18 protein-coding genes are annotated in these 19,530 nt (G+C 48.4%); 4 read left to right on the top strand and 14 right to left on the bottom strand.

Annotated elements, in window-relative coordinates; genetic code table 11:
- Nucleotides 1-43 precede the first annotated feature (43 nt).
- A complete protein-coding gene (locus tag PRUTH_RS08750; RefSeq protein ID WP_151173086.1) occupies nucleotides 44-1,363 on the top strand; it encodes a M20 metallopeptidase family protein in 1,320 nt (439 codons plus the stop codon).
- On the opposite strand, the gene PRUTH_RS08755 is transcribed toward PRUTH_RS08750, so the two are convergent.
- The 4 genes from PRUTH_RS08755 to pomA form a co-directional block, all read right to left on the bottom strand.
- Nucleotides 1,360-3,294, bottom strand: coding sequence for a DNA topoisomerase III (locus PRUTH_RS08755; protein WP_151173087.1), 1,935 nt, complete (start codon nucleotides 3,292-3,294; stop codon nucleotides 1,360-1,362). The two genes, PRUTH_RS08750 and PRUTH_RS08755, sit on opposite strands and share 4 nt — an antisense overlap.
- A 52-nt stretch (nucleotides 3,295-3,346) precedes the next feature.
- On the bottom strand, nucleotides 3,347-3,844 hold the full coding sequence (locus tag PRUTH_RS08760) for a hypothetical protein (protein WP_151173088.1): 498 nt from the start codon (nucleotides 3,842-3,844) through the stop codon (nucleotides 3,347-3,349).
- 178 nt (nucleotides 3,845-4,022) lie between these two features.
- Nucleotides 4,023-4,949 (bottom strand): flagellar motor protein MotB, encoded by a 927-nt coding sequence (locus tag PRUTH_RS08765; protein ID WP_026110915.1) that lies wholly within the window; start codon nucleotides 4,947-4,949, stop codon nucleotides 4,023-4,025.
- A gap of 2 nt (nucleotides 4,950-4,951) precedes the next feature.
- Nucleotides 4,952-5,713: a flagellar motor protein PomA gene (gene pomA, locus PRUTH_RS08770; protein WP_022943545.1), complete on the bottom strand. Its 762-nt coding sequence runs from the start codon at nucleotides 5,711-5,713 to the stop codon at nucleotides 4,952-4,954.
- Between the two features lie 263 nt (nucleotides 5,714-5,976).
- On the opposite strand from pomA, the gene PRUTH_RS08775 reads away from it, so the two are divergent.
- The 3 genes from PRUTH_RS08775 to dxs all read left to right on the top strand — a co-directional run bounded on the left by PRUTH_RS08775 (nucleotide 5,977) and on the right by dxs (nucleotide 9,043).
- Nucleotides 5,977-6,216, top strand: a complete 240-nt coding sequence (locus PRUTH_RS08775) for an exodeoxyribonuclease VII small subunit (RefSeq protein ID WP_022943546.1) — start codon at nucleotides 5,977-5,979, stop codon at nucleotides 6,214-6,216.
- A gap of 8 nt (nucleotides 6,217-6,224) precedes the next feature.
- Nucleotides 6,225-7,112 carry a (2E,6E)-farnesyl diphosphate synthase gene (ispA, locus tag PRUTH_RS08780; protein ID WP_151173089.1) on the top strand — a complete coding sequence of 296 codons (888 nt, stop codon included), beginning with the start codon at nucleotides 6,225-6,227 and terminating at the stop codon, nucleotides 7,110-7,112.
- A gap of 68 nt (nucleotides 7,113-7,180) precedes the next feature.
- A complete protein-coding gene (gene dxs, locus PRUTH_RS08785) occupies nucleotides 7,181-9,043 on the top strand; it encodes a 1-deoxy-D-xylulose-5-phosphate synthase (protein WP_022943548.1) in 1,863 nt (620 codons plus the stop codon).
- A gap of 69 nt (nucleotides 9,044-9,112) precedes the next feature.
- On the opposite strand, the gene PRUTH_RS08790 is transcribed toward dxs, so the two are convergent.
- The 10 genes from PRUTH_RS08790 to glyA all read right to left on the bottom strand — a co-directional run bounded on the left by PRUTH_RS08790 (nucleotide 9,113) and on the right by glyA (nucleotide 19,443).
- Nucleotides 9,113-12,214, bottom strand: coding sequence for a diguanylate cyclase domain-containing protein (locus PRUTH_RS08790; protein WP_371741524.1), 3,102 nt, complete (start codon nucleotides 12,212-12,214; stop codon nucleotides 9,113-9,115).
- Between the two features lie 21 nt (nucleotides 12,215-12,235).
- A complete protein-coding gene (locus PRUTH_RS08795) occupies nucleotides 12,236-12,724 on the bottom strand; it encodes a phosphatidylglycerophosphatase A family protein (protein ID WP_022943550.1) in 489 nt (162 codons plus the stop codon).
- Nucleotides 12,721-13,695 (bottom strand): thiamine-phosphate kinase, encoded by a 975-nt coding sequence (thiL, locus tag PRUTH_RS08800; RefSeq protein WP_022943551.1) that lies wholly within the window; start codon nucleotides 13,693-13,695, stop codon nucleotides 12,721-12,723. Before thiL ends, PRUTH_RS08795 begins: the two co-directional genes overlap by 4 nt.
- Before the next feature lie 44 nt (nucleotides 13,696-13,739).
- The gene (nusB, locus tag PRUTH_RS08805) at nucleotides 13,740-14,153 is read right to left on the bottom strand and encodes a transcription antitermination factor NusB (RefSeq protein ID WP_022943552.1); all 414 of its coding nucleotides are present in this window, start codon (nucleotides 14,151-14,153) and stop codon (nucleotides 13,740-13,742) included.
- Between the two features lie 9 nt (nucleotides 14,154-14,162).
- The gene (gene ribH / locus PRUTH_RS08810) at nucleotides 14,163-14,627 is read right to left on the bottom strand and encodes a 6,7-dimethyl-8-ribityllumazine synthase (protein WP_022943553.1); all 465 of its coding nucleotides are present in this window, start codon (nucleotides 14,625-14,627) and stop codon (nucleotides 14,163-14,165) included.
- 99 nt (nucleotides 14,628-14,726) lie between these two features.
- Nucleotides 14,727-15,833 carry a bifunctional 3,4-dihydroxy-2-butanone-4-phosphate synthase/GTP cyclohydrolase II gene (ribBA, locus tag PRUTH_RS08815; protein ID WP_138509829.1) on the bottom strand — a complete coding sequence of 369 codons (1,107 nt, stop codon included), beginning with the start codon at nucleotides 15,831-15,833 and terminating at the stop codon, nucleotides 14,727-14,729.
- Nucleotides 15,834-15,850: 17 nt separating this feature from the next.
- Nucleotides 15,851-16,507 (bottom strand): riboflavin synthase, encoded by a 657-nt coding sequence (locus tag PRUTH_RS08820; protein WP_022943555.1) that lies wholly within the window; start codon nucleotides 16,505-16,507, stop codon nucleotides 15,851-15,853.
- 2 nt (nucleotides 16,508-16,509) lie between these two features.
- Complete coding sequence (gene ribD, locus PRUTH_RS08825; protein ID WP_151173090.1) at nucleotides 16,510-17,643, bottom strand: bifunctional diaminohydroxyphosphoribosylaminopyrimidine deaminase/5-amino-6-(5-phosphoribosylamino)uracil reductase RibD; 1,134 nt, start codon at nucleotides 17,641-17,643, stop codon at nucleotides 16,510-16,512.
- Between the two features lies 1 nt (nucleotide 17,644).
- Entirely contained in the window at nucleotides 17,645-18,094 is a 450-nt protein-coding gene (gene nrdR, locus PRUTH_RS08830; RefSeq protein ID WP_026111229.1) for a transcriptional regulator NrdR, read from the bottom strand.
- 92 nt (nucleotides 18,095-18,186) lie between these two features.
- A complete protein-coding gene (gene glyA / locus PRUTH_RS08835) occupies nucleotides 18,187-19,443 on the bottom strand; it encodes a serine hydroxymethyltransferase (protein ID WP_022945772.1) in 1,257 nt (418 codons plus the stop codon).
- Between the last annotated feature and the right edge of the window lie 87 nt (nucleotides 19,444-19,530).

Below are 19,530 nucleotides of genomic sequence, written 5' to 3' on the forward strand. Positions count from 1 at the left end.
GATATGGTGACTAACATAACAATTACAAGAGCAAGGATCACCCATGCAATTGCCTACTTCTTTCACCGCTCTCAGTGCTGCTTTACTACTTGCATGCACATCAACAGCAGCACACAGTATAGATGTTAAAGATAGACTCCCTGAGCTTGAAGCCTTCTATCTTGATTTACACCAATCACCAGAGCTGTCTTTACACGAACAGCAAACCGGTGAAAAGCTGGCCAGTAAACTGCAAACTTTAGGGTTTGATGTGATCAAAGAAGTGGGTGGCTACGGCGTCGTTGGCCTGTATAAAAATGGCTCTGGGCCGACCGTTATGATCCGCACCGACACCGACGGCTTGCCAATCGTCGAGCAAACCGATGTGAGCTACGCATCTAAAGTGACGGTGACAAAAGATGATGGCTCCAAAGTTGGGGTGATGCATGGCTGTGGTCACGATATTCATATGAGCAGTTTTATTGGCACTGCTGAACACCTCATGGCCCATAAAGATCAATGGCAAGGTACGCTGATGATGGTAGCTCAACCTGCTGAGGAAATAGGCGCGGGTGCCAAAGCAATGCTCAATGAGGGCTTGTTTAGTCGCTTCGCTAAACCAGATCATGTTTTAGCCTTGCATGTCAGTGCCAGTGTGCCTGCGGGCAAGGTTGCCTTAAAGCCGGAATATACCATGGCCAGTGTAGACTCGGTGGACATCATTGTGAAAGGTAAAGGTGGACATGGTGCCTACCCGCACACCACCATCGACCCTGTGGTCATTGCCTCACGTTTGGTGTTGGCGCTACAAACGATCACCAGCCGCGAGCTCTCACCTTTAGAACCTTCCGTTGTGACTGTCGGGTCTATTCATGGCGGCAGCAAACATAATGTCATCTCTAACGAAGTGACTCTGCAACTCACGCTACGCAGCTATAACCCGCAGGTACGTAATCAACAAATTGCCGCCATTAAACGCATAAGCGCAGGTATTGCTGCTAGTGCGGGCTTAGAGCAAGCCCTTTACCCTGAAGTCATTGTCCACGAACAAGAATCGATTCCTTCTACTTATAACGATCCCACGCAAACCACCTTAGTCACAGACGCCATTAAAAACGCTATCGGTGAGAATAATGTAGAATTAACCAAGCCAGTCATGGCCGGGGAAGATTTTGGCTTGTACGGACGCACCGACGACAACTTGCCTATTACCCTGTTTTGGCTCGGCGGAGTAAACCCAGAAACATATAACGCCGCTCAACAATCTGGGGCGCAACTGCCATCGCTGCACTCTAGTAAGTTTGCGCCTGATTATAAAAAGGCCATTCCAACGGGTGTCAAAGCGATGACTCATGCGGCGCTCAAGCTATTCAATACACCTTAAGCTTGCGCTTTAGACGCGCCCTTAGCTTTGTAACTGCGGGCGCGCTTTCGTTTACCACCTCTCAAGGCTCGCTTGGCGGGCCCTTTAATATTGCTAAATACACCAGCATCACAGTTCTTTGCTTGATTGACCAAGTCGCTCAACTGTGTGGTTAATGGCTGCATGAAGTCTTGATATTTGAGCTCTTGCTCGGCAATTTTTGCTAATGCCATTTCCCAGTGCGCCGTCATATCCGGCGTTGCTAATTGCTCGGGCAACGCACTGATCAGAGCGCTTCCCGCTTCGCTAGCACAAATGGATTTTCCTTTACGAGTAAGAAAACCACGTGAGAAAAGCAATTCGATGATGCTTGCTCTGGTTGCCTCAGTGCCTAAGCCATCGGTATCGCGCAGCACTTTACGTAGTTGTGTGTCCTTGACGTAACGGCCAATGGATGTCATTGCGCTTAATAGAGTGGCATCACTAAAGTGTGCCGGGGGTGTGGTCTGCTTATTGTCAATACGTGCATCATCACACTGTAGCAATTGCCCTAAGGTCAATGGTGGTAAACATTGCTCATCTTGCTTCGCCTTTTTGCCCATGAGCTCTTTAAAACCCAGATCAATGTCTTCTCGGGCTTTTGTTGTAAACTTGCCTCCGGCTATGGTCACCTCGACATCACTTTGGTAATAGCGATATGCAGGCATAAATTGAATGAGGTATTGGCGACAGATCAGTTCATACACTTTGCGCTCATTATCATTCAACTGCGCTGCGGTGTGCTTGGCTGTAGGTACGATGGCATGGTGCGCTGCCACTTTGCTATCGTTAAAGCAACGGCTCTTTTTATTGCTATCTACAGCTGTGAGCTGCTGGGCGGTGAAAACGCCATTATTAAGCACTGCGTTAATAATATTGCTGGCGTCAGCAAAATGCTCCTTAGGCAAATAGCGGTTATCTGAGCGCGGGTAAGTAATTAATTTATGCTTCTCATACAAGCTTTGACAACAATCTAATACCGCCTTCGCGGAGAGAGAAAAGCGCTTCGCTGCATCTATTTGCAGTGCCGATAGGTTATAAGGCAGAGGAGCTTGCTCTTGCTTTTGCTCTTTGCTTAAGTCGGTCACACTTGCCGGTTGGCCGATAATCCGGCCGACTACATTTTCTGCAAGCTTACGCAGCAATACTCGGCCCTGTTCATCTTGATAGGCCCGACACGCTTCGCTTGGTTGCCACTTCAGCCAAAATGATTCGCCTTGTGCTGTAGTCACTTGCGCGTGCACTTCATAAAACGGCTTACTAACGAACTCGGCTATTTCTTTATCTCTGGCGACCACCAGACCCAGCACCGGGGTTTGTACCCTTCCCACTGAGAGTACCCCTCGATAACCGCTTTTTTGTCCCGCCAAGGTATAAGCTCGTGTTAGGTTCATGCCAAACAACCAGTCGGCGCGCGAGCGGGCGAGTGCTGAAACACTCAAAGGCACAAACCGGGTATTGGGCTGCAGCTGGTTCAGGGCTTTTTTCACTGCAGGCAAGTTCAAATCACTGATCAGTAAACGCTCAACCGCTTGCTTTTTATGTTGCGACAAAGATACCTGATTAATCACTTCATCAACCAGCAACTGCCCTTCTCTATCGGGGTCGCCGGCATGCACTAAGGTGTGAGCTTGTTTTATCAGCTTCTTAACTAAAGTGAGTTGTTTACGAGTTTTGCTTTTCGCTTTTAGCTGCCACTGCTTCGGAACAATAGGCAAGTGCGCTAATTGCCACTTTTTAAAAGCGGGGTCGTAGTCATCGGGCTCAGCCTGCTCAAGCAAGTGACCGATACACCAGGTGACACAATCGCCATTGCCGACCTCTATATAGCCTTCTTTTTTTTGCTGAGGTTTGGGCAAGGCTGCGGCTATGGCACGGCCAAGAGAGGGTTTTTCGGCAATATAAAGCTTCATGACAACAACTGGCTATTTATACAGTTATTACAGTGTAGAGTATAATAACGAGCTAGGAAAGAGTGCGCGCGGCTGTTTTGTTTCTTCTTGCCTGCAACCAAAACAGTATCGGTAAATAGCACAATATTAAAGTGACGCTGTTTATGATTGGTATTAGGGTTTTGTAAAGGTACGAGCTATTAAATGTTAGATCCCATAAATGGCGATCAGCGACACGCCAAAGCTGTAAAAAAGGCGCGGCAACGACAATAAGCTGACCAGCAATGCTTTGCCACATATGCACTTTGCCACGAATGCCCCAGTAGGCAATAATCGCCATCCAGGTAATATCGTTGCTTGCCCATATGACATAACGCCAGATCATGTCTTTATCCCAATCGAGCAAAAAATCGTGTATCAGTGTTCCGTAGAGAAAGAAAGCGGCGGTTAGAAGGACAAACCGCAAGGCCTTGTACTCACGAGTAAGGACATAGAAAACAATAGCGGGCAGCAAAAATACTGCCCAACTATTGTTTAGAAAGATTAACGTTTCCTCTAGCCAACTAGGCATAAGTACTTAGCCTAACGACTGTTCGGTGTCTTTGTTATCGTCTCCGCTTTTATCATCAGTGCCGCTACCATTTCCGGGTATACTGGCAAACTTATGCAAATCCAACATCCTGTGCTCCCTGTCTATTCAGCTTTAATTCAGTTGCTAAATTACCGTATTTTTGGCACAAAGCCAATAGTTACTGCACAACTTCAATGGGGTCAGATTCTTTGGCTTTACCCTGCATGATTGAAATCTCGACGCGGCGATTACGCTTACGATCTTCATCAGTTTCATTGGGCACTAATGGCCGCGTGTCTGCGCGCCCCACCACGACCATTCTACTTTTATCAAAGTCATCAACCTTTTGCATTTCACTGGCAACCGCGACTGCTCGCATCGCGCTCAGGTCCCAGTTGTTGGTATAGAGCTCATTAGAGACTTGGAAGTCATCGGTGTGCCCCGAGACAGTGATTTCCCCGGGTACATCTTTTAGTAATTCAGCAATATCTTGAATAATAGGCTTAAATTTTGGCTGTAAGAAAGCACTGCCAGAGGGAAAAGAGCCGTTTTCACGGATGCGAATAATTATTTGCTGCCCTAAAGATTCCAGTTCTATGGCGCCGTCAATAATTTGCTGTTCTAGCTGTTGTGCAATTTTCTTCACCAGCTCATTGGTGCGCTCTTGGTCTGCTGCGGCGATGGCTTGCTGTTGCGACTGCTCATCGGCGGTACTGGCAGACTCCCCACCGCGTTGGTCGCCACGCTGCTCTTTACGACCGCCTGCGGAGTCTTCTTCCCCAGCTTGGAACTCCAGCATTTGCTGTGTCATTTCAACAGTTTGCTGTTGAATTGTCTCAATGGGCGTGGGGTCTGGGCGCCCCGGTTTAAATTCCATAGCGATGACACTGGTTCCTTTAGGTATGTCTTTTACTTCCAGTTTATTTTGCACACCAAAAGCAAACTTCATGGAACCAGCAATTTGCTTAAACTTGAGCACATCCATCTCGGAGAACGCCAACAGCAATACGAAGAAACACATCAGTAGCGACATCAAGTCTGCGAACGTGCCCATCCAAGCCGGTAATCCGGGAGGGGGGCATTTGCAGGGTTTTTCATCCGACATACTTACTCCTCGGTATCAACTTGGCGCTTGGACTCTGCCAGATAGTTTTTCAGAATGCCTTCGATAACTTTGGGGTTTTGTCCGTCTTGAATACCTAAGATAGCGTCTAAGATCAGCCGTTGATTGAGCTCTTCTTCGTCTTTGCGCAGTTCTAACTTGGATTGGATAGGAATAGCTATCACATTGGCGAGAAACGCACCGTACAATGTGGTTAGTAGCGCCACCGCCATCGCGGGGCCAATCGCTTTGGGGTCATCCATGTTAGAGAGCATCGCCACCAACCCAATCAAGGTCCCGATCATACCCATTGCCGGGGCTATATCACCCAAGGCCTTAAATAGGCCAGCGCCTTGCTCATGGCGAGCGGTGGTTAACAAAATATCTTTTTGCAAAGTAGCACGAACTACATCGGCGTCATGGCCATCAACCAACATATCAATGCCTTTGCGCATAAACTTGTTGTTAATCTCTGCCTCTTCTAGCGCTAAAAAGCCCCCTTTACGAGCAGAGTCTGCCAGCTCTACAGCCTTCTCAATAAGCTCATCAGGTGATTCAATCTTAAACATGAAGGCCTTGCCGGCTACTTTCCCTATGGTGAAAAATTGCCCCATGGTGTAGTTAGCAAGCACAATAAAAAGAGAACCACCAAATACAATTAGCACCGAAGGAGTGTTATAGAACATGCCCACATCACCACCAAGCACCATAGACATGACAACGAAACCAATCGCGCCGAGAATACCTATTATGGTTGCTAAATCCACATGTCCTCCACCCACTTTTCTATTCAGCGCCTTCCCACTAAAGCCCTATATATGGCCAGGGAATATCAGACGTTATTATAATTACTCTTGAGATATCGGCAACTTGCTGAATTACTTGAATCATTTTTTTAAAATCGCGAAGCGACAATATTAAAACTAGCATGCCTACACAGCTTTGCCGTGAAAATCGCATCCATCTTTGACCTAGTCCACGATCCCCCCTAAAATTGGCGCTCTTATTAGGTGTAGTGAGTGACAAGGCCATGGCCCAAAAAAAACCAGAAAACCTAAGCTTTGAAGAAGCCATTAATGAATTAGGGCAAATTGTAACTGATATGGAGCAAGGAGAATTGTCTTTAGAGCAATCTTTAAAGCAATTTGAACGCGGTATTGGTCTGGCAAATGCATCGGCTCAAAAGCTTGATAACGCCCAGCAAAAAGTAAGCATGTTAATGAGCAACGACCTAAACGCTGAGCTCACCCCAATGGATGATCAAGAGTAGTCGCCCCTGTGAATTTAAAACATGCCTTAGCACAGGCACAACAGGATGTGCTACACACCCTACAGCGTTATTTTCAAACACAGCAACAAACACAGCCTCAATTATTGGCGGCAACGCAGTACTGTATTGAAAATGGTGGCAAGCGCTTGCGACCATTTTTAGTCTATGCTGTAGGTAATATGCTTGCAGCACATCAAGACGATCTTCACAAAGCCGCTGCAGCCATTGAGTGTATTCATAGTTACTCTCTGGTGCATGATGATTTACCGGCCATGGACGATGATGAATTACGGCGCGGTCGACCCACCTGCCATATCGCATTTGACGAGGCCCACGCTATTTTAGCTGGCGACACCTTGCAAACCATTGCCTTTGAGCTGCTCAGTAGCACTGACTTTGATATCGGCGCTAGCCAACAGTTAGCACTGATACAAAGTTTAAGCCAAGCTTCAGGGCTATTGGGTATGGTAGGCGGCCAAGCGCTCGATATCGCGGCCACCGATAAAGCGATTTCCTTAAGTGAACTTGAGCATATTCATCGTCTAAAAACCGGGGCATTGCTAAGCTGCGCCATTAAGCTGGGCTATTTGTGCTCCCCGAACGTAGAAAACAGCACACGTGCTGCATTAGACGATTACGGCCGTGCCATCGGCCTGGCTTTTCAAGTGCAAGATGATATTTTGGATGTTGAAGGAGATACCGCCACACTAGGAAAGCCGCAGGGCTCTGATGTGGCTGCAAATAAATCTACTTATCCTGCGCTTATGGGCCTTGATGGTGCCAAAGATAAGATGCAGCATTTGTATCAACAAGCTATTGATGCGGTGTGCCCGCTCCCATATGACACCCGTGTTCTCGAGCAACTCGCAGGCTATATCATCGCCAGAGATCATTAAAAATGACTACTGATGCGAAGGGCTGGTTTGATATACTTCAGCCATCGCAGTAAAGGATAAAACGACGCATGAATTTGGATAGTAGCAAGTATCCCTTATTACAACAGGTCAGCAAGCCTGAACAACTTCGCGAGCTACCGCAAGAGCGGTTAGGCGCGTTTAGCCACGAACTGCGGGACTACTTACTAAACTCCGTATCGCAAAGTAGCGGTCACTTTGCCTCTGGGCTCGGCACGGTTGAACTGACTGTTGCGCTGCACTATGTGTATAACACCCCGTTTGATCGCCTGATTTGGGATGTAGGCCACCAAGCCTATCCGCACAAACTGATCACCGGCCGCCGTGAACAAATGCACACTATTCGCCAAAAAGATGGATTACATCCGTTCCCTTATCGCGGAGAGAGTGAGTACGACACCTTTAGTGTCGGTCATTCGAGTACCTCCATCTCCGCCGCCCTAGGTATGGCTATTGCTGCGCAAAAAGAAGGCCAAGGCCGTAAAACCGTTGCCGTCATCGGCGATGGTGCTATCACTGCGGGCATGGCCTTTGAGGCGATGAACCACGCTGGCGATATTAATTCCGACATGTTAGTCATTTTAAATGACAACGAGATGTCTATTTCAGAAAATGTCGGCGCGTTAAATAATCATTTTGCGCGTATTCTCTCCGGTAGCTTTTACGCCAATATTCGTGAGGGCAGCAAAAAGCTCTTATCAGGGTTACCGCCAGTGAAAGAACTGGCTAGCCGTATGGAAGAGCACCTTAAAGGCATGGTTATACCGGGCACCTTCTTCGAAGAGCTTGGCTTTAATTATATCGGCCCAATCGATGGCCATGATGTCAACATGCTGGTCGACACCCTGCGCAATATGCGCAACCTCAAGGGTCCTCAGCTACTGCATATAAAAACCCAAAAGGGCAAGGGGTACAAGCCTGCTGAAGCCGATCCTATTGGTTACCATGCGGTGCCCAAGTTTGACCCGACCGTGACTAAATTACCCAAATCTAAGCCAGGCGCACCGACCTTTTCAAAAGTGTTCGGCGATTGGTTGTGTGATATGGCCAGCGTTGATGACAAACTGATGGCCATCACTCCGGCAATGCGCGAAGGCTCGGGCATGGTGCGCTTCTCTAAAGAGTATCCACAACAGTATTTTGATGTTGCCATTGCAGAGCAGCATGCGGTCACACTCGGTGCAGGGTTTGCGTGTGAAGGCCTAAATCCCGTAGTAGCAATTTATTCAACCTTCTTACAACGAGCCTACGATCAACTTATTCATGATGTAGCGCTACAGGAATTGCCTGTGCTCTTTGCCATTGATCGCGCTGGCGTGGTTGGCGCCGACGGGGAAACTCATCAGGGCACGTATGACTTAAGTTATTTACGCTGTATTCCTAATATGGTCATTATGGCGCCGGCTAACGCCAATGAATGCCGTAATATGCTCTATACTGGGCATCAGCTTAATAAACCCGCCGCTGTGCGTTATCCACGTGGCAGTGCTGGCGACGGTGAGCTTGATAGCGAAATGCAACAATTACCCATAGGCAAGGGGCGTGTTGTTAAGAGCGGCGAAAAAGTCGCAATACTGTCGTTTGGTACCTTGCTGGAGAATGCCCAACAAGCGGCAGAGCAGCTCAATGCCACCCTAGTTGATATGCGTTTTGTTAAACCTCTCGATCACCAGCTGATTGATAAGTTGGCAAGTGAGCATAATGCGCTTGTCACCTTGGAGGATAATGTTATCGCCGGTGGTGCAGGCTCAGCAGTAAGCGAGTACTTAGCGCAAAGCAAGCAGCTTAAGCCAGTTTTGCACCTTGGCCTACCCGATGTATTTATTAAGCATGGTACGCAGCAAGAAATGCATGCTGAGCTTGGCCTTGACGGCGACGGTATCACTCGCCAGATAAGTACGTGGTTAGATTAACAAGCTAGCGAGTTTGATATTCGGTAATAAAAAAGGAGCCAAAGGCTCCTTTTTTATTTATTCACTTTCTTAACGCATCCAAATTTTAATGTCGGCTAAGCCGGTGCTTTGTAAGGTGGCTATTTGCGCATCTAAGTTTTCACTTTGCTCAAACTCAAAGGCATCCAATTGATCATCAAACTCAATATGCGCACAGCCATCGCCGCCGCGCTTTTTCACCTGATGAAGGGCGATATCCGCTAAGTTCACCGATGTTTCCCAGCCGATCACTTGGCCGCCGAGCAAGGGCATCGGATAACAAGACCAGCCCAGCGAAGCACTAAGGTTAATCTTTTTACCATTGGGAAGTTGAAAACTTTTCTCTGCGATGGATTTGCATAACTGGCGCGCAAACTGATTGACCTGATCAAGCTCGAAATCGCGCAGCAGCAACAAGAACTCATCGCCGCTCCAGCGGGCCACATAGTCAGAGCCCTGCGTGCAGGAATTCAATAGGGTCGCCATTTGTTGTAAGCAACTATCGCCGCTCAACGGTCCGTAGGCATCATTAATACGCGAGAATTTGTCGATATTCACGATCAACAGCACCAGAGCCCTGCCCTGCTCTTGTAATGAAGACGAATTACGCTGGTAATGTTCAATATCTTTAGGCAGCTGATCGAATAAGAAACGCCGGCTACGCAGTCCTGTAAGCTCGTCAGAGTGACTCACTAACTTCAGCTGTGAGTTTACCTGGTTAAGCTTATCATTGGCATCACGCAGCTCCATAGTGCGCTCTTCCACCAAACTCTCCAAGGCTGCTTGTTTGCGGCGTTCCTGGGCTCTAAACACCCACAGCAATAAATAGATAATAAAAAATAATCCGGAAACAATCAGCAACCGGAAATACACCGTTTCATCGAAGCGCTTCGGTACCTGAAACGCATAGTGCGTGCTTGTGGCCTCTTCCCAACTGTCACTGGTGCGCTTGGCTTCAAGCTTAAAAGTAAATGGGCCAGGAGGTAAGTTAGTATAAATGGCTTCACGACGATTTTTAGCATAGCGCCAGTCGGTATCCAAGCCGCTTAGTTGGTAACGAAACTCCACTTCAGCTGGGGCGTAAAAATCAATCGCTGTATAATTAATCGTTAAGTCGCGCTCATCGGTATCGAGCTCAGGGTTAACAGCCAAGCCACCGGTATACAAAGTACGTCTGGGGGTGGCAATACTCTCCACTTGGGGCGCTAATTGATCTTGGCCAAAGAGCTGTACATTTTTAGGGATTTCCACCACCCCTTGCAAACTCGGATACCAAATAGAGTCACCACTGTCAGCCACCGCGTCGTGACCTAAACCAGCACAACATTGACTGGCTTTACCATCGAGCTGGCGATCATACGAGGAAATCACCTGCTCTACTTGTAAGTTTCCAATTTCATCCGAGAATTGCTCCACCGGCATGCGGTAGACGCCTTTCATGGTGCTGACCCACACCCGCTGCAGGGCTTCATCATGATGCAGGCTAAAAATGGAGCCATAGGGTAAGCCATTGGATACATCAAGCTGGTGCCAGCGCCCTTGGGTACTGCGATAGAATAAGCCGTCATTTAACGAACCAACTAACGTCCCAACATCATCAATTTCTAAAATACTGGTGACATAAGCGCTTTCCAGCGCTGTAGAGTCGCCGATGCGCTCAATGCCTTTATCTGAGAATAAGTAACCGCCTTGGCTGGTACCAATTAAGCCGTATTTGCCTTTATCCAGCACGTAAGTAATAAACTTACTATCGAGTACAGCATTGTAGGTAAAGGGCGTTAACCCTCGATATCCCATGCGATACATACCCCGGCCAGTACCAAACCACAGTCCGCCAGCACTTGACTCACTGATAGCAAACACCGGGTTTTGCCGTAATTCTCGCGCATCGATGTTATATAGCTGCTCGTCTTCGAAGTACAACACACCGCGATCCGTGGCGATATACAACCGCTCACCAACAAAATGCAAATCATGCACCGCACTGCGGCGTAATTTAGCCCGAGGCACGCGATTAATAAAATTATTATCTTGATCGAAATAACCTACACCACTGCGATTAGCCACCCATAGCTGACCACTGGGTGATAAAGTAATGGCCATCACCGCTTCGGTCATACTCGAGAGTGCATTATGGCGCTCAACCCGGCCCGCGTGGGCAAGCCAAAGGCCCTCGCTGAAGCTCGCCAGCCAAATATTGTTTTGTTCATCGCGGTAAATATCGGAAAACCAGATGCTTTGATCCAGTGCTGCCGGCTCAACCCATTGCCACTCTTTAGAATTGTCGCGATACAGTAATCGCCCATAGGTTGAGATCCACAATGCGCCATCGGAGTCACTCATAAACTTATACACCGCCGCATTACTGGCGTTGGGTAAAGTAAATGGCCGTAGCTCATCATCGATGTCTAAAAAGTAAGCGCCTAACTCAGACGCCAGGTACAGAGTGCCTTCTAGCCAGGCTAAGTCGTGGATAATAGTTTGTGCTAAACGATCAGGCAGGGTCACCCGCGCAGTTATTTTTAAACGCAAGCGCGATGACGACGACGACATATTGGTTAAGCGCAGTAAGTAGTTTTCACTGACTAACCACACGCCTTGCGGTGCCAGTGCCATTTTACTGACCGAAATTTGGTTGATGGCAGTCAGGCGTCCCTGAATACGGCCGCTGCGTCGACGCTCGCTCTCAGGCAAATGAAAAGCGACCTGATTACGCTCGATATAAAACAGTTCGTTGGCTGCCACCCAAATATTGCCTTTATCATCTTGCAATATATCGCGCACCGGGCCGCCAATACCAAACTCAAAGTAGTTCATTGAGTCAGGGTCAAGCACGGAAATGCCGCGCTTGGTGCCTATCCACAATAATCCTTCTTTATCAATCAATAACTTATTAATTGCATTACTATTAAGGAAGTTGCTATTTTGCTGGGTAAAATTAGTGAAGTGGTCGCCATCAAAGCGACTTAAACCAAATTGAGTGCCTACCCAAATATAGCCTTTGTTATCTTGGGTGACACTTTTGAGGGATTGCGAAGGCAGACCATTTCGGGTATTCCATTGCTTAACCACATAATCCGTGATTGATGCCGACGCCAAGTGCGAAGCAAAAACTGCCCACACCAATACTAGTGACTGAAAAAACCGCTGCAATGTCACACCCAGACTCAAATCTTATATTCCTGGCAAATAACCTACTTTAATTAACGCTTGGAGGCAAATCAGCGAGCATATGCCGGCGAGAATATCATCTGCCATAATCCCAAGCCCACCATGCAGACGTTTATCAAGCATACGGATTGGTCCAGGCTTGGCAATATCGAAAAACCGAAACAGGGCAAAGCCCACCACTAAGGTCTGCCAATTAATAGCCGCTCCTATCATGGTAATATAAAACCCTGCCACTTCGTCCCAAACAATAGCCGGATGGTCATGCACACCCAAGTCATCTGCGGTTTTACCACAGGCCCACACACCCACAGTGCATAGCATGAGTGCCATTGCTGCCTGCACCCACAGTGGCATACCCCAGGTCATAAAAATAAAAGGAATTGCCGCAAAGGTACCCACGGTACCTGGGGCTTTGGGACTTAAACCTAAGCCAAAACCTAGGCCTAAAAACTGATGACCGCGACGTAGATTAAATAAGCTTGTAGTGATCACGCGTCACCCTGTATAAAATGTTCAAAGCCCACTTGGGCGACATCGAGTTTATCTTCACCGTTAAGTACCTCGACCTTCCCCTCGCCACCACGAATTTGGCCAATGCACACAGCCTCGATGCCATACTGACTCAAACGATTGTCCAGCATCGCTTTGTGGTTCTCGGGTACCGTGTAAAGCAACTCGTAGTCATCACCATAGCCAAGCACATAAGGCCATTTCGCCTCACCTTCAATACTCTGACGAAAAGCTTCTGACGTTGGAATTTTATCGGCATGAATGGTGGCACTGACCAAAGACATATCTAAAATATGTTGTAAATCAGCCAAGAGCCCATCAGAGATATCAATGGCAGAGCTGGCGTAGCCACGTAAGACCTGTCCCGCAGCCACCCGGGGCGTCGGATACTCCAATTTAGTGGTCAGCTTCTTCAGCCATTCAGGGGCAATATCTAGGTGTTGTTTGCGCGCTTCGATAGCCAGACCCGCATCACCCAACGGTCCGGTAACATAAATCCAATCGCCGGGTTTAGCACCGCCGCGTGTTAACGCTTTGCCGGTAGGCACTGTGCCTTTGGCGCATACAGTAACAGTAAGTGGGCCTTGCGTAGTATCACCACCAATGATTTGCACGTTGAAATATTCTGCTATTTCATGCATGCCTGCGGTGAACTCTTCTAACCATTCTACTTCGGCTTTCGGTAAGGTAAGCGCCACAGAAACCCACGCAGGCTCGGCGCCCATTGCAGCAAGGTCACTGAGGTTAACAGCGATAGCTCGGTGACCCAAAGCGCGCGGTGACATATCTTCAAAAAAGTGCACACCAGCCACCATGGTGTCAGTGGTAATGGCTAATTGGCTGTTTTCCGGAATACTCACCAAGGCGCAGTCATCACCTATGCCAAGATTCACATCCCGGCGTGTGATCCCTCGGCCTTTAAAGTATCGGTTTATTAATTCAAATTCTTGCATACACAAAAAAGCCGGCCTCAGCCGGCTCTCCTTGTTAAAGGTGCTTAGCTATTACGTAGCTGCTTAATGGCTTTATCAAGCACACCATTAACGAATTTATGACTGTCATCGGCACCAAACATTTTCGCCAGCTCAATGCCTTCATTGATGGCCACTTTATATGGCACGTCATCTCGGAATTTAAGCTCATACGCACAAAGTCGTAAAATGGCTTTTTCTACCATATCAATTTCTTCGTACGGACGCGTCAAATGCGGAGCTAAGACTTCGTCTAGTTGTTTTGAGTTAACGGCAACACCGCGCGCTAGGTCTTTAAAATACTCTACATCGACCTTAGTCACGTCATTCTCGATTAACATGTTTTGTTCGATATCAGCAATAGCGTTACCGCTCATTTGCCAAGAGTAAACGGCCTGTAAGGCCAATATGCGCGCTTTGCGTCTCGCTGCTGGTTTCACTGTGAACCCTTAAATTTTGTCTAAAACATTAACCATTTCTAGGGCACCTAATGCAGCTTCGCCGCCTTTGTTACCCATTTTTGTACCGGCACGCTCAATGGCCTGCTCTATGCTTTCAGTCGTTAATACGCCAAAAGCAACCGGTACATCATACTCAAGCGATACCTGCGCCAAGCCTTTATTCGACTCACCGGCAACTAAATCAAAGTGCGGAGTGCCGCCACGAATAATCACGCCCAAGGCGATGATAGCATCGAACTCACCTTTGGCGGCAATGCGCTTGGCAGCAAGAGGTAACTCAACCGCACCCGGCACATACACCACGGTAATATCATCATCGCTGACGTTACCTGTACGCTTTAGCTCATCGACTGCGCCGTCCAATAAACTGCGACCAATGTAGTCGTTAAAACGCGAAATCACGATGGCAAATTTTTTGCCCGGTGCAAACTTGTTACCTTCAATAATTTTCATCTGTAAACCTTAATTGATTCTGCCAACACGTGATGCCGGCGAAATGCGGGTATCGCAAAATTGCCGCGCATCATAGCATAATTGAAAAAAAATAGCTGCTTATTCTGGCTGTACGTAGTCAACCACCTCAAGGTGGAAACCTGACAGCGCATGATACTTCTTCGGCATGCTCATTAAGCGCATTTTGGTGATGCCTAAATCCGCTAAGATTTGCGAGCCGATGCCCACGGTGCGCGATGTTCCCTGGATTTTACGATGGTTGGCACTTTCGCCAGCATCTTCCAAAGCAAAGGCCTTAACCATAGCTTCGATATCTTCACTGCGCTCTTGCTTACCAAGGATAACCAACACACCATCATGTTCGGCGATATAGGCCATGGCGTTAGACAATGTCCAACTGCGGTCCGCGCCTCGATCGGAAAGTAAAATATCGTTAAAGGTGCTTTGTAAATGCACCCGCACTAAGGTTGGGTCGCTGATATCACCCTTGATCATCGCATAGTGCAGCTGACCATCGATGGTGTCTTTGTAGGTAACTAGATCAAACTCACCGTACTGTGTTGGTAGTTTACACTTCGCCACTTGCTCGATGGTGGTTTCGTTAAGATTACGGTACTCGATTAAATCGGCAATAGTGCCCATTTTTATGCCATGCTCTTTAGCAAAGACTTCGAGTTGCGGACGACGCGCCATGGTGCCATCAGGGTTCAGGATTTCGACGATAACCGAGGACGGCTCAAGGCCCGCAAGGCGTGCTAAATCGCAGCCAGCCTCAGTATGCCCTGCACGTGTCAGTACGCCGCCTGGCTGTGCCATAATGGGGAAAATATGCCCCGGCTGGACGATGTCTTCTGGCACTGCTCCTTTGGCGACGGCGGCTTGTACCGTGCGGGCACGATCTGCGGCCGAAATACCGGTGGTCACCCCTTTTGCCGCTTCAATGGACAAGGTAAAGTTGGTTGAGAATTGCGCGCCATTATTACTGACCATTAAAGGCAGTGCTAATTGTTCACAACGCGCCTGGGTAAGCGTCAAGCAAATAAGGCCTCGGCCATAGGTGGCCATGAAATTAATGGCATCGGCGCTGATGTGTTCGGCGGCGATAATGAGATCGCCTTCGTTTTCACGATCTTCATCATCCATGAGGATAACCATCTTGCCATTTTTAATGTCGTCGATGATCTCCGCTGCGGTGTTTAAACTCATATCTTGCCCATTATCGTTTATTTTATAAATCCAGCTTGCGCCAGCAAGCTCTCGGAAACTGAGGATTGAGGCTGCTCAGCCTTAGCGCCATTAATTAGGCGCTCTAAATAGCGAGCTATTTGGTCAACCTCAAGGTTAACCTGGGTGCCCACTTGAAAATCTGCAATCGTGGTTTGCTCTAAAGTGTGCGGCACAATGGTCAGCTTAAAGCGGCTACCGTGAACCTCGTTGACGGTCAAACTGGCACCATCAATACACACTGAACCTTTATAGGGAATATACTTCATCAGTTCGGCGTCGGTTTGCAGCCAATACTCAATAGCGCGGGCGTTGCTACGCACATCAACCACTTCGGCAATGCCGTCTACATGCCCAGAAACCAAATGACCCCCTAACCTTGATAATGGCTGCAGCGCCTTTTCAAGATTAACACGTTGGCCTTGCTGGTAATGCGCAAAGCGTGTGAGTGATAAGGTTTCGCGCGATACGTCGGCACTGAACCCATCACTGAATTTTTGTGTCACCGTAAGGCAAACGCCATTCGTGGCAATGCTATCACCCAAGGCCACATCGTCCATGTTGAGACTATCGCTGCTGACGCGCACTTTTAAATCGCCATCAACAAGAGTGAGTGAACTTAAGGTTCCGGTTGCTTCTATAATGCCTGTAAACATGGCTATTCCACTGCTCTTTTATCTAGGGTAAGGCGCACATCTTCGCCAATGGGGCGCATATCGCTGAATTGCATCTGTTCAATGTCGTTCATATCGGCAAATGGACCTATGTTCACCAGCCCTTTGGCATCTTGGCCCATAAGTTTAGGGGCCAAATAAACCACATAACGATCAATAAGCTGCTGCTTCGCAAAGGCCCCCGCTAGGGTCGCGCCTCCTTCAAGCCACAGCGAGTTAATATCATCTGCAGCCAGTTGCGTGAGTAACGCGTCTAAATCTACATGGCCATCGTTATCCCCGGCAACATACAACTCGGTTACATTGTTGGGCCATTGCTGCACTTTATCAAGCGCAGCTGCTGTGCGTGAGCGCACGATAATAATCTTACCGGGTGTTTGCATTAACGCTAAATCGGGTGTGAGCCGGTAGCGACTGTCGATAACCACCCGCACCGGTTGGCGCACTTGCGCCAGCGGGTAATCGGCAAGTTGCTGTTCGCTTAGGCGCACATTTAATTGCGCATTGTCGCTTATTACCGTATCGGCACCCGAGACAATGGCGCAATGTTGCGCTCGCAGGCTATGCACATCCGCACGGGCGTCACTGCAGGTAATCCATTTACTTTGGCCATTGGCGAGCGCCGTTTTGCCATCAATGCTGGCTGCTAGTTTGCAGGTGACAAACGGGCGCTGAGTACGCATACGTTTTAAAAAGCCCGTATTAAGCGCTTCGGCTTGGGCACCGAGCAAACCATACTCAACGTCGATGCCAGCGGCCTCAAGCATCGCCATGCCCCGGCCACTGACTTGCGGATTAGGGTCTTGCATAGCACACACTACTTTAGCAACTTTGGCGGCTATCAAGGCGCCAGCACAAGGGCCGGTACGGCCGGTATGGCTGCACGGCTCTAAGGTTACATATGCGGTGGCTCCCTCGGCATTTTCTGCAGCGGCATTTAAGGCATGAATTTCTGCATGCGGCGTCCCCGCCTGAATGTGAAAGCCTTCGCCAATCACCTTATCATCTTTAACCAACACGCAGCCCACATTCGGATTGGGGGTGGTGGTAAAACGCCCCTGCCAGGCTAAGGCAATAGCGCGGCGCATAAAGTGCTCATCTTGTGCACTGAAGCTCATATTAATCCCCTAGACGGGCGATTTCTTCGCCAAATTCGCGGATATCTTCAAACGAGCGGTACACCGATGCAAAGCGCACATAGGCCACTTTATCCAGTCCTTTCAGCGCTTCCATAATACACTCGCCAATAAGCAAAGAGCTGACCTCTCGCTCACCGGTAGCTCGAATTTGCGACTTGATTTGATGCACCACCTCATCAACCTGCTCGGTTTTCACCGGCCGCCTTTCTAAGGCACGATGTAAGCCGTTAAGGAGCTTATCTTCGTTGAATGGTTCGCGTGAGCCATCCCGTTTAATCACGCGCGGCATCACCAACTCGGCGCCTTCAAAAGTAGTGAAACGTTCATGGCAATCAATGCATTCGCGACGGCGTCGAACCTGATGGCCGCCGCCCACTAATCGGGAGTCGATAACCTTGGTATCTTTGGCGCTGCAAAAAGGACAATGCATAGTGACTGGGGTTCCTGTAGAAAACAAAAAGGCCGCTATTTTTGCGGCCTTTATCATACACAAATGTTTGCCTAATGGCTATTTAGTGCAGCTTAGGCATACACTGGAAACTTAGCACAGATTGCTTTCACTTGCTCTTTCACTTTTGCCTGAACATCAGTGCTTTCGATGTTATCAAGTACATCGCAGATCCAGCCAGCAAGTTCTTTCGCTTCTGCTTCTTTGAAGCCACGGCGAGTAATCGCTGGTGAACCAAGACGTAAACCAGAAGTGACAAACGGTGAACGTGGGTCATTCGGTACTGAGTTCTTATTCACCGTGATATTGGCGTTACCGAGTGCTGCATCAGCATCTTTACCGGTAATGTCTTTATCGATTAAATCAAGCAGGAATAGGTGGTTGTCTGTTTTTCCTGATACCACTTTATAACCGCGCTCTTGTAACACTGATACCATTGCTTGTGCGTTAGCCACAACCTGTTGCTGGTATGCTTTAAATTCTGGCTGTAGCGCTTCTTTGAAAGCCACCGCTTTGGCTGCAATAACGTGACACAGTGGGCCACCTTGACCGCCTGGGAAAACCGCGCTGTTAAGCTTCTTATAGATATCTTCATCACCACAATTAGAGATGATCAAACCGCCGCGTGGACCCGCTAGCGTTTTGTGCGTGGTGGTGGTGATCACATGTGCGTAAGGCACTGGGCTTGGGTACACACCGGCAGCGATAAGGCCGGCTACGTGTGCCATATCTACAAATAAGTAAGCACCGACTTTATCGGCAATCTCGCGGAAACGCTGCCAATCAACGATACCAGAATAAGCTGAGAAACCACCAATGATCATCTTTGGCTTGTGCTCAAGGGCAAGGGCTTCAACTTGATCGTAATCGATCTCGCCGGTTTGCTCATTCAAACCATATTGAATGGCATTGTAGGTTTTGCCTGAGAAGTTTACATGTGCACCATGAGTTAAGTGACCGCCATGAGCTAAGCTCATGCCTAGTACAGTGTCGTGTGGCTGAAGTAGCGCTTGAAACACTGCGGCGTTAGCTTGCGAGCCGGCATGCGGTTGCACGTTTGCATACTCAGTGCCAAACAGCTCGTTAGCACGGTCAATCGCCAATTGCTCAACAACGTCGACGTGCTCACAACCACCGTAGTAGCGTTTGCCCGGATAGCCTTCGGCATATTTATTGGTAAGCTGTGAGCCCTGCGCTTCAAGTACGCGTGGACTACAGTAGTTTTCCGAGGCAATAAGCTCAATATGCTCTTCTTGACGAGAAACCTCATCGCCCATCGCTTTGGCAAGTTCTGGATCAAAGTCTGCAATGTTCATGCTACGTTCTAACATGCTGTCTCCTAGGTGCAACGTAATTGTCGATTTGAAAGGTGTTATTGTACGCGCAAACCGCGCATTTGCCTATCAAGGATGTGTGAG

Origin of the sequence: Pseudoalteromonas ruthenica (assembly GCF_008808095.1) — a bacterium.
Lineage (GTDB): Bacteria > Pseudomonadota > Gammaproteobacteria > Enterobacterales > Alteromonadaceae > Pseudoalteromonas > Pseudoalteromonas ruthenica.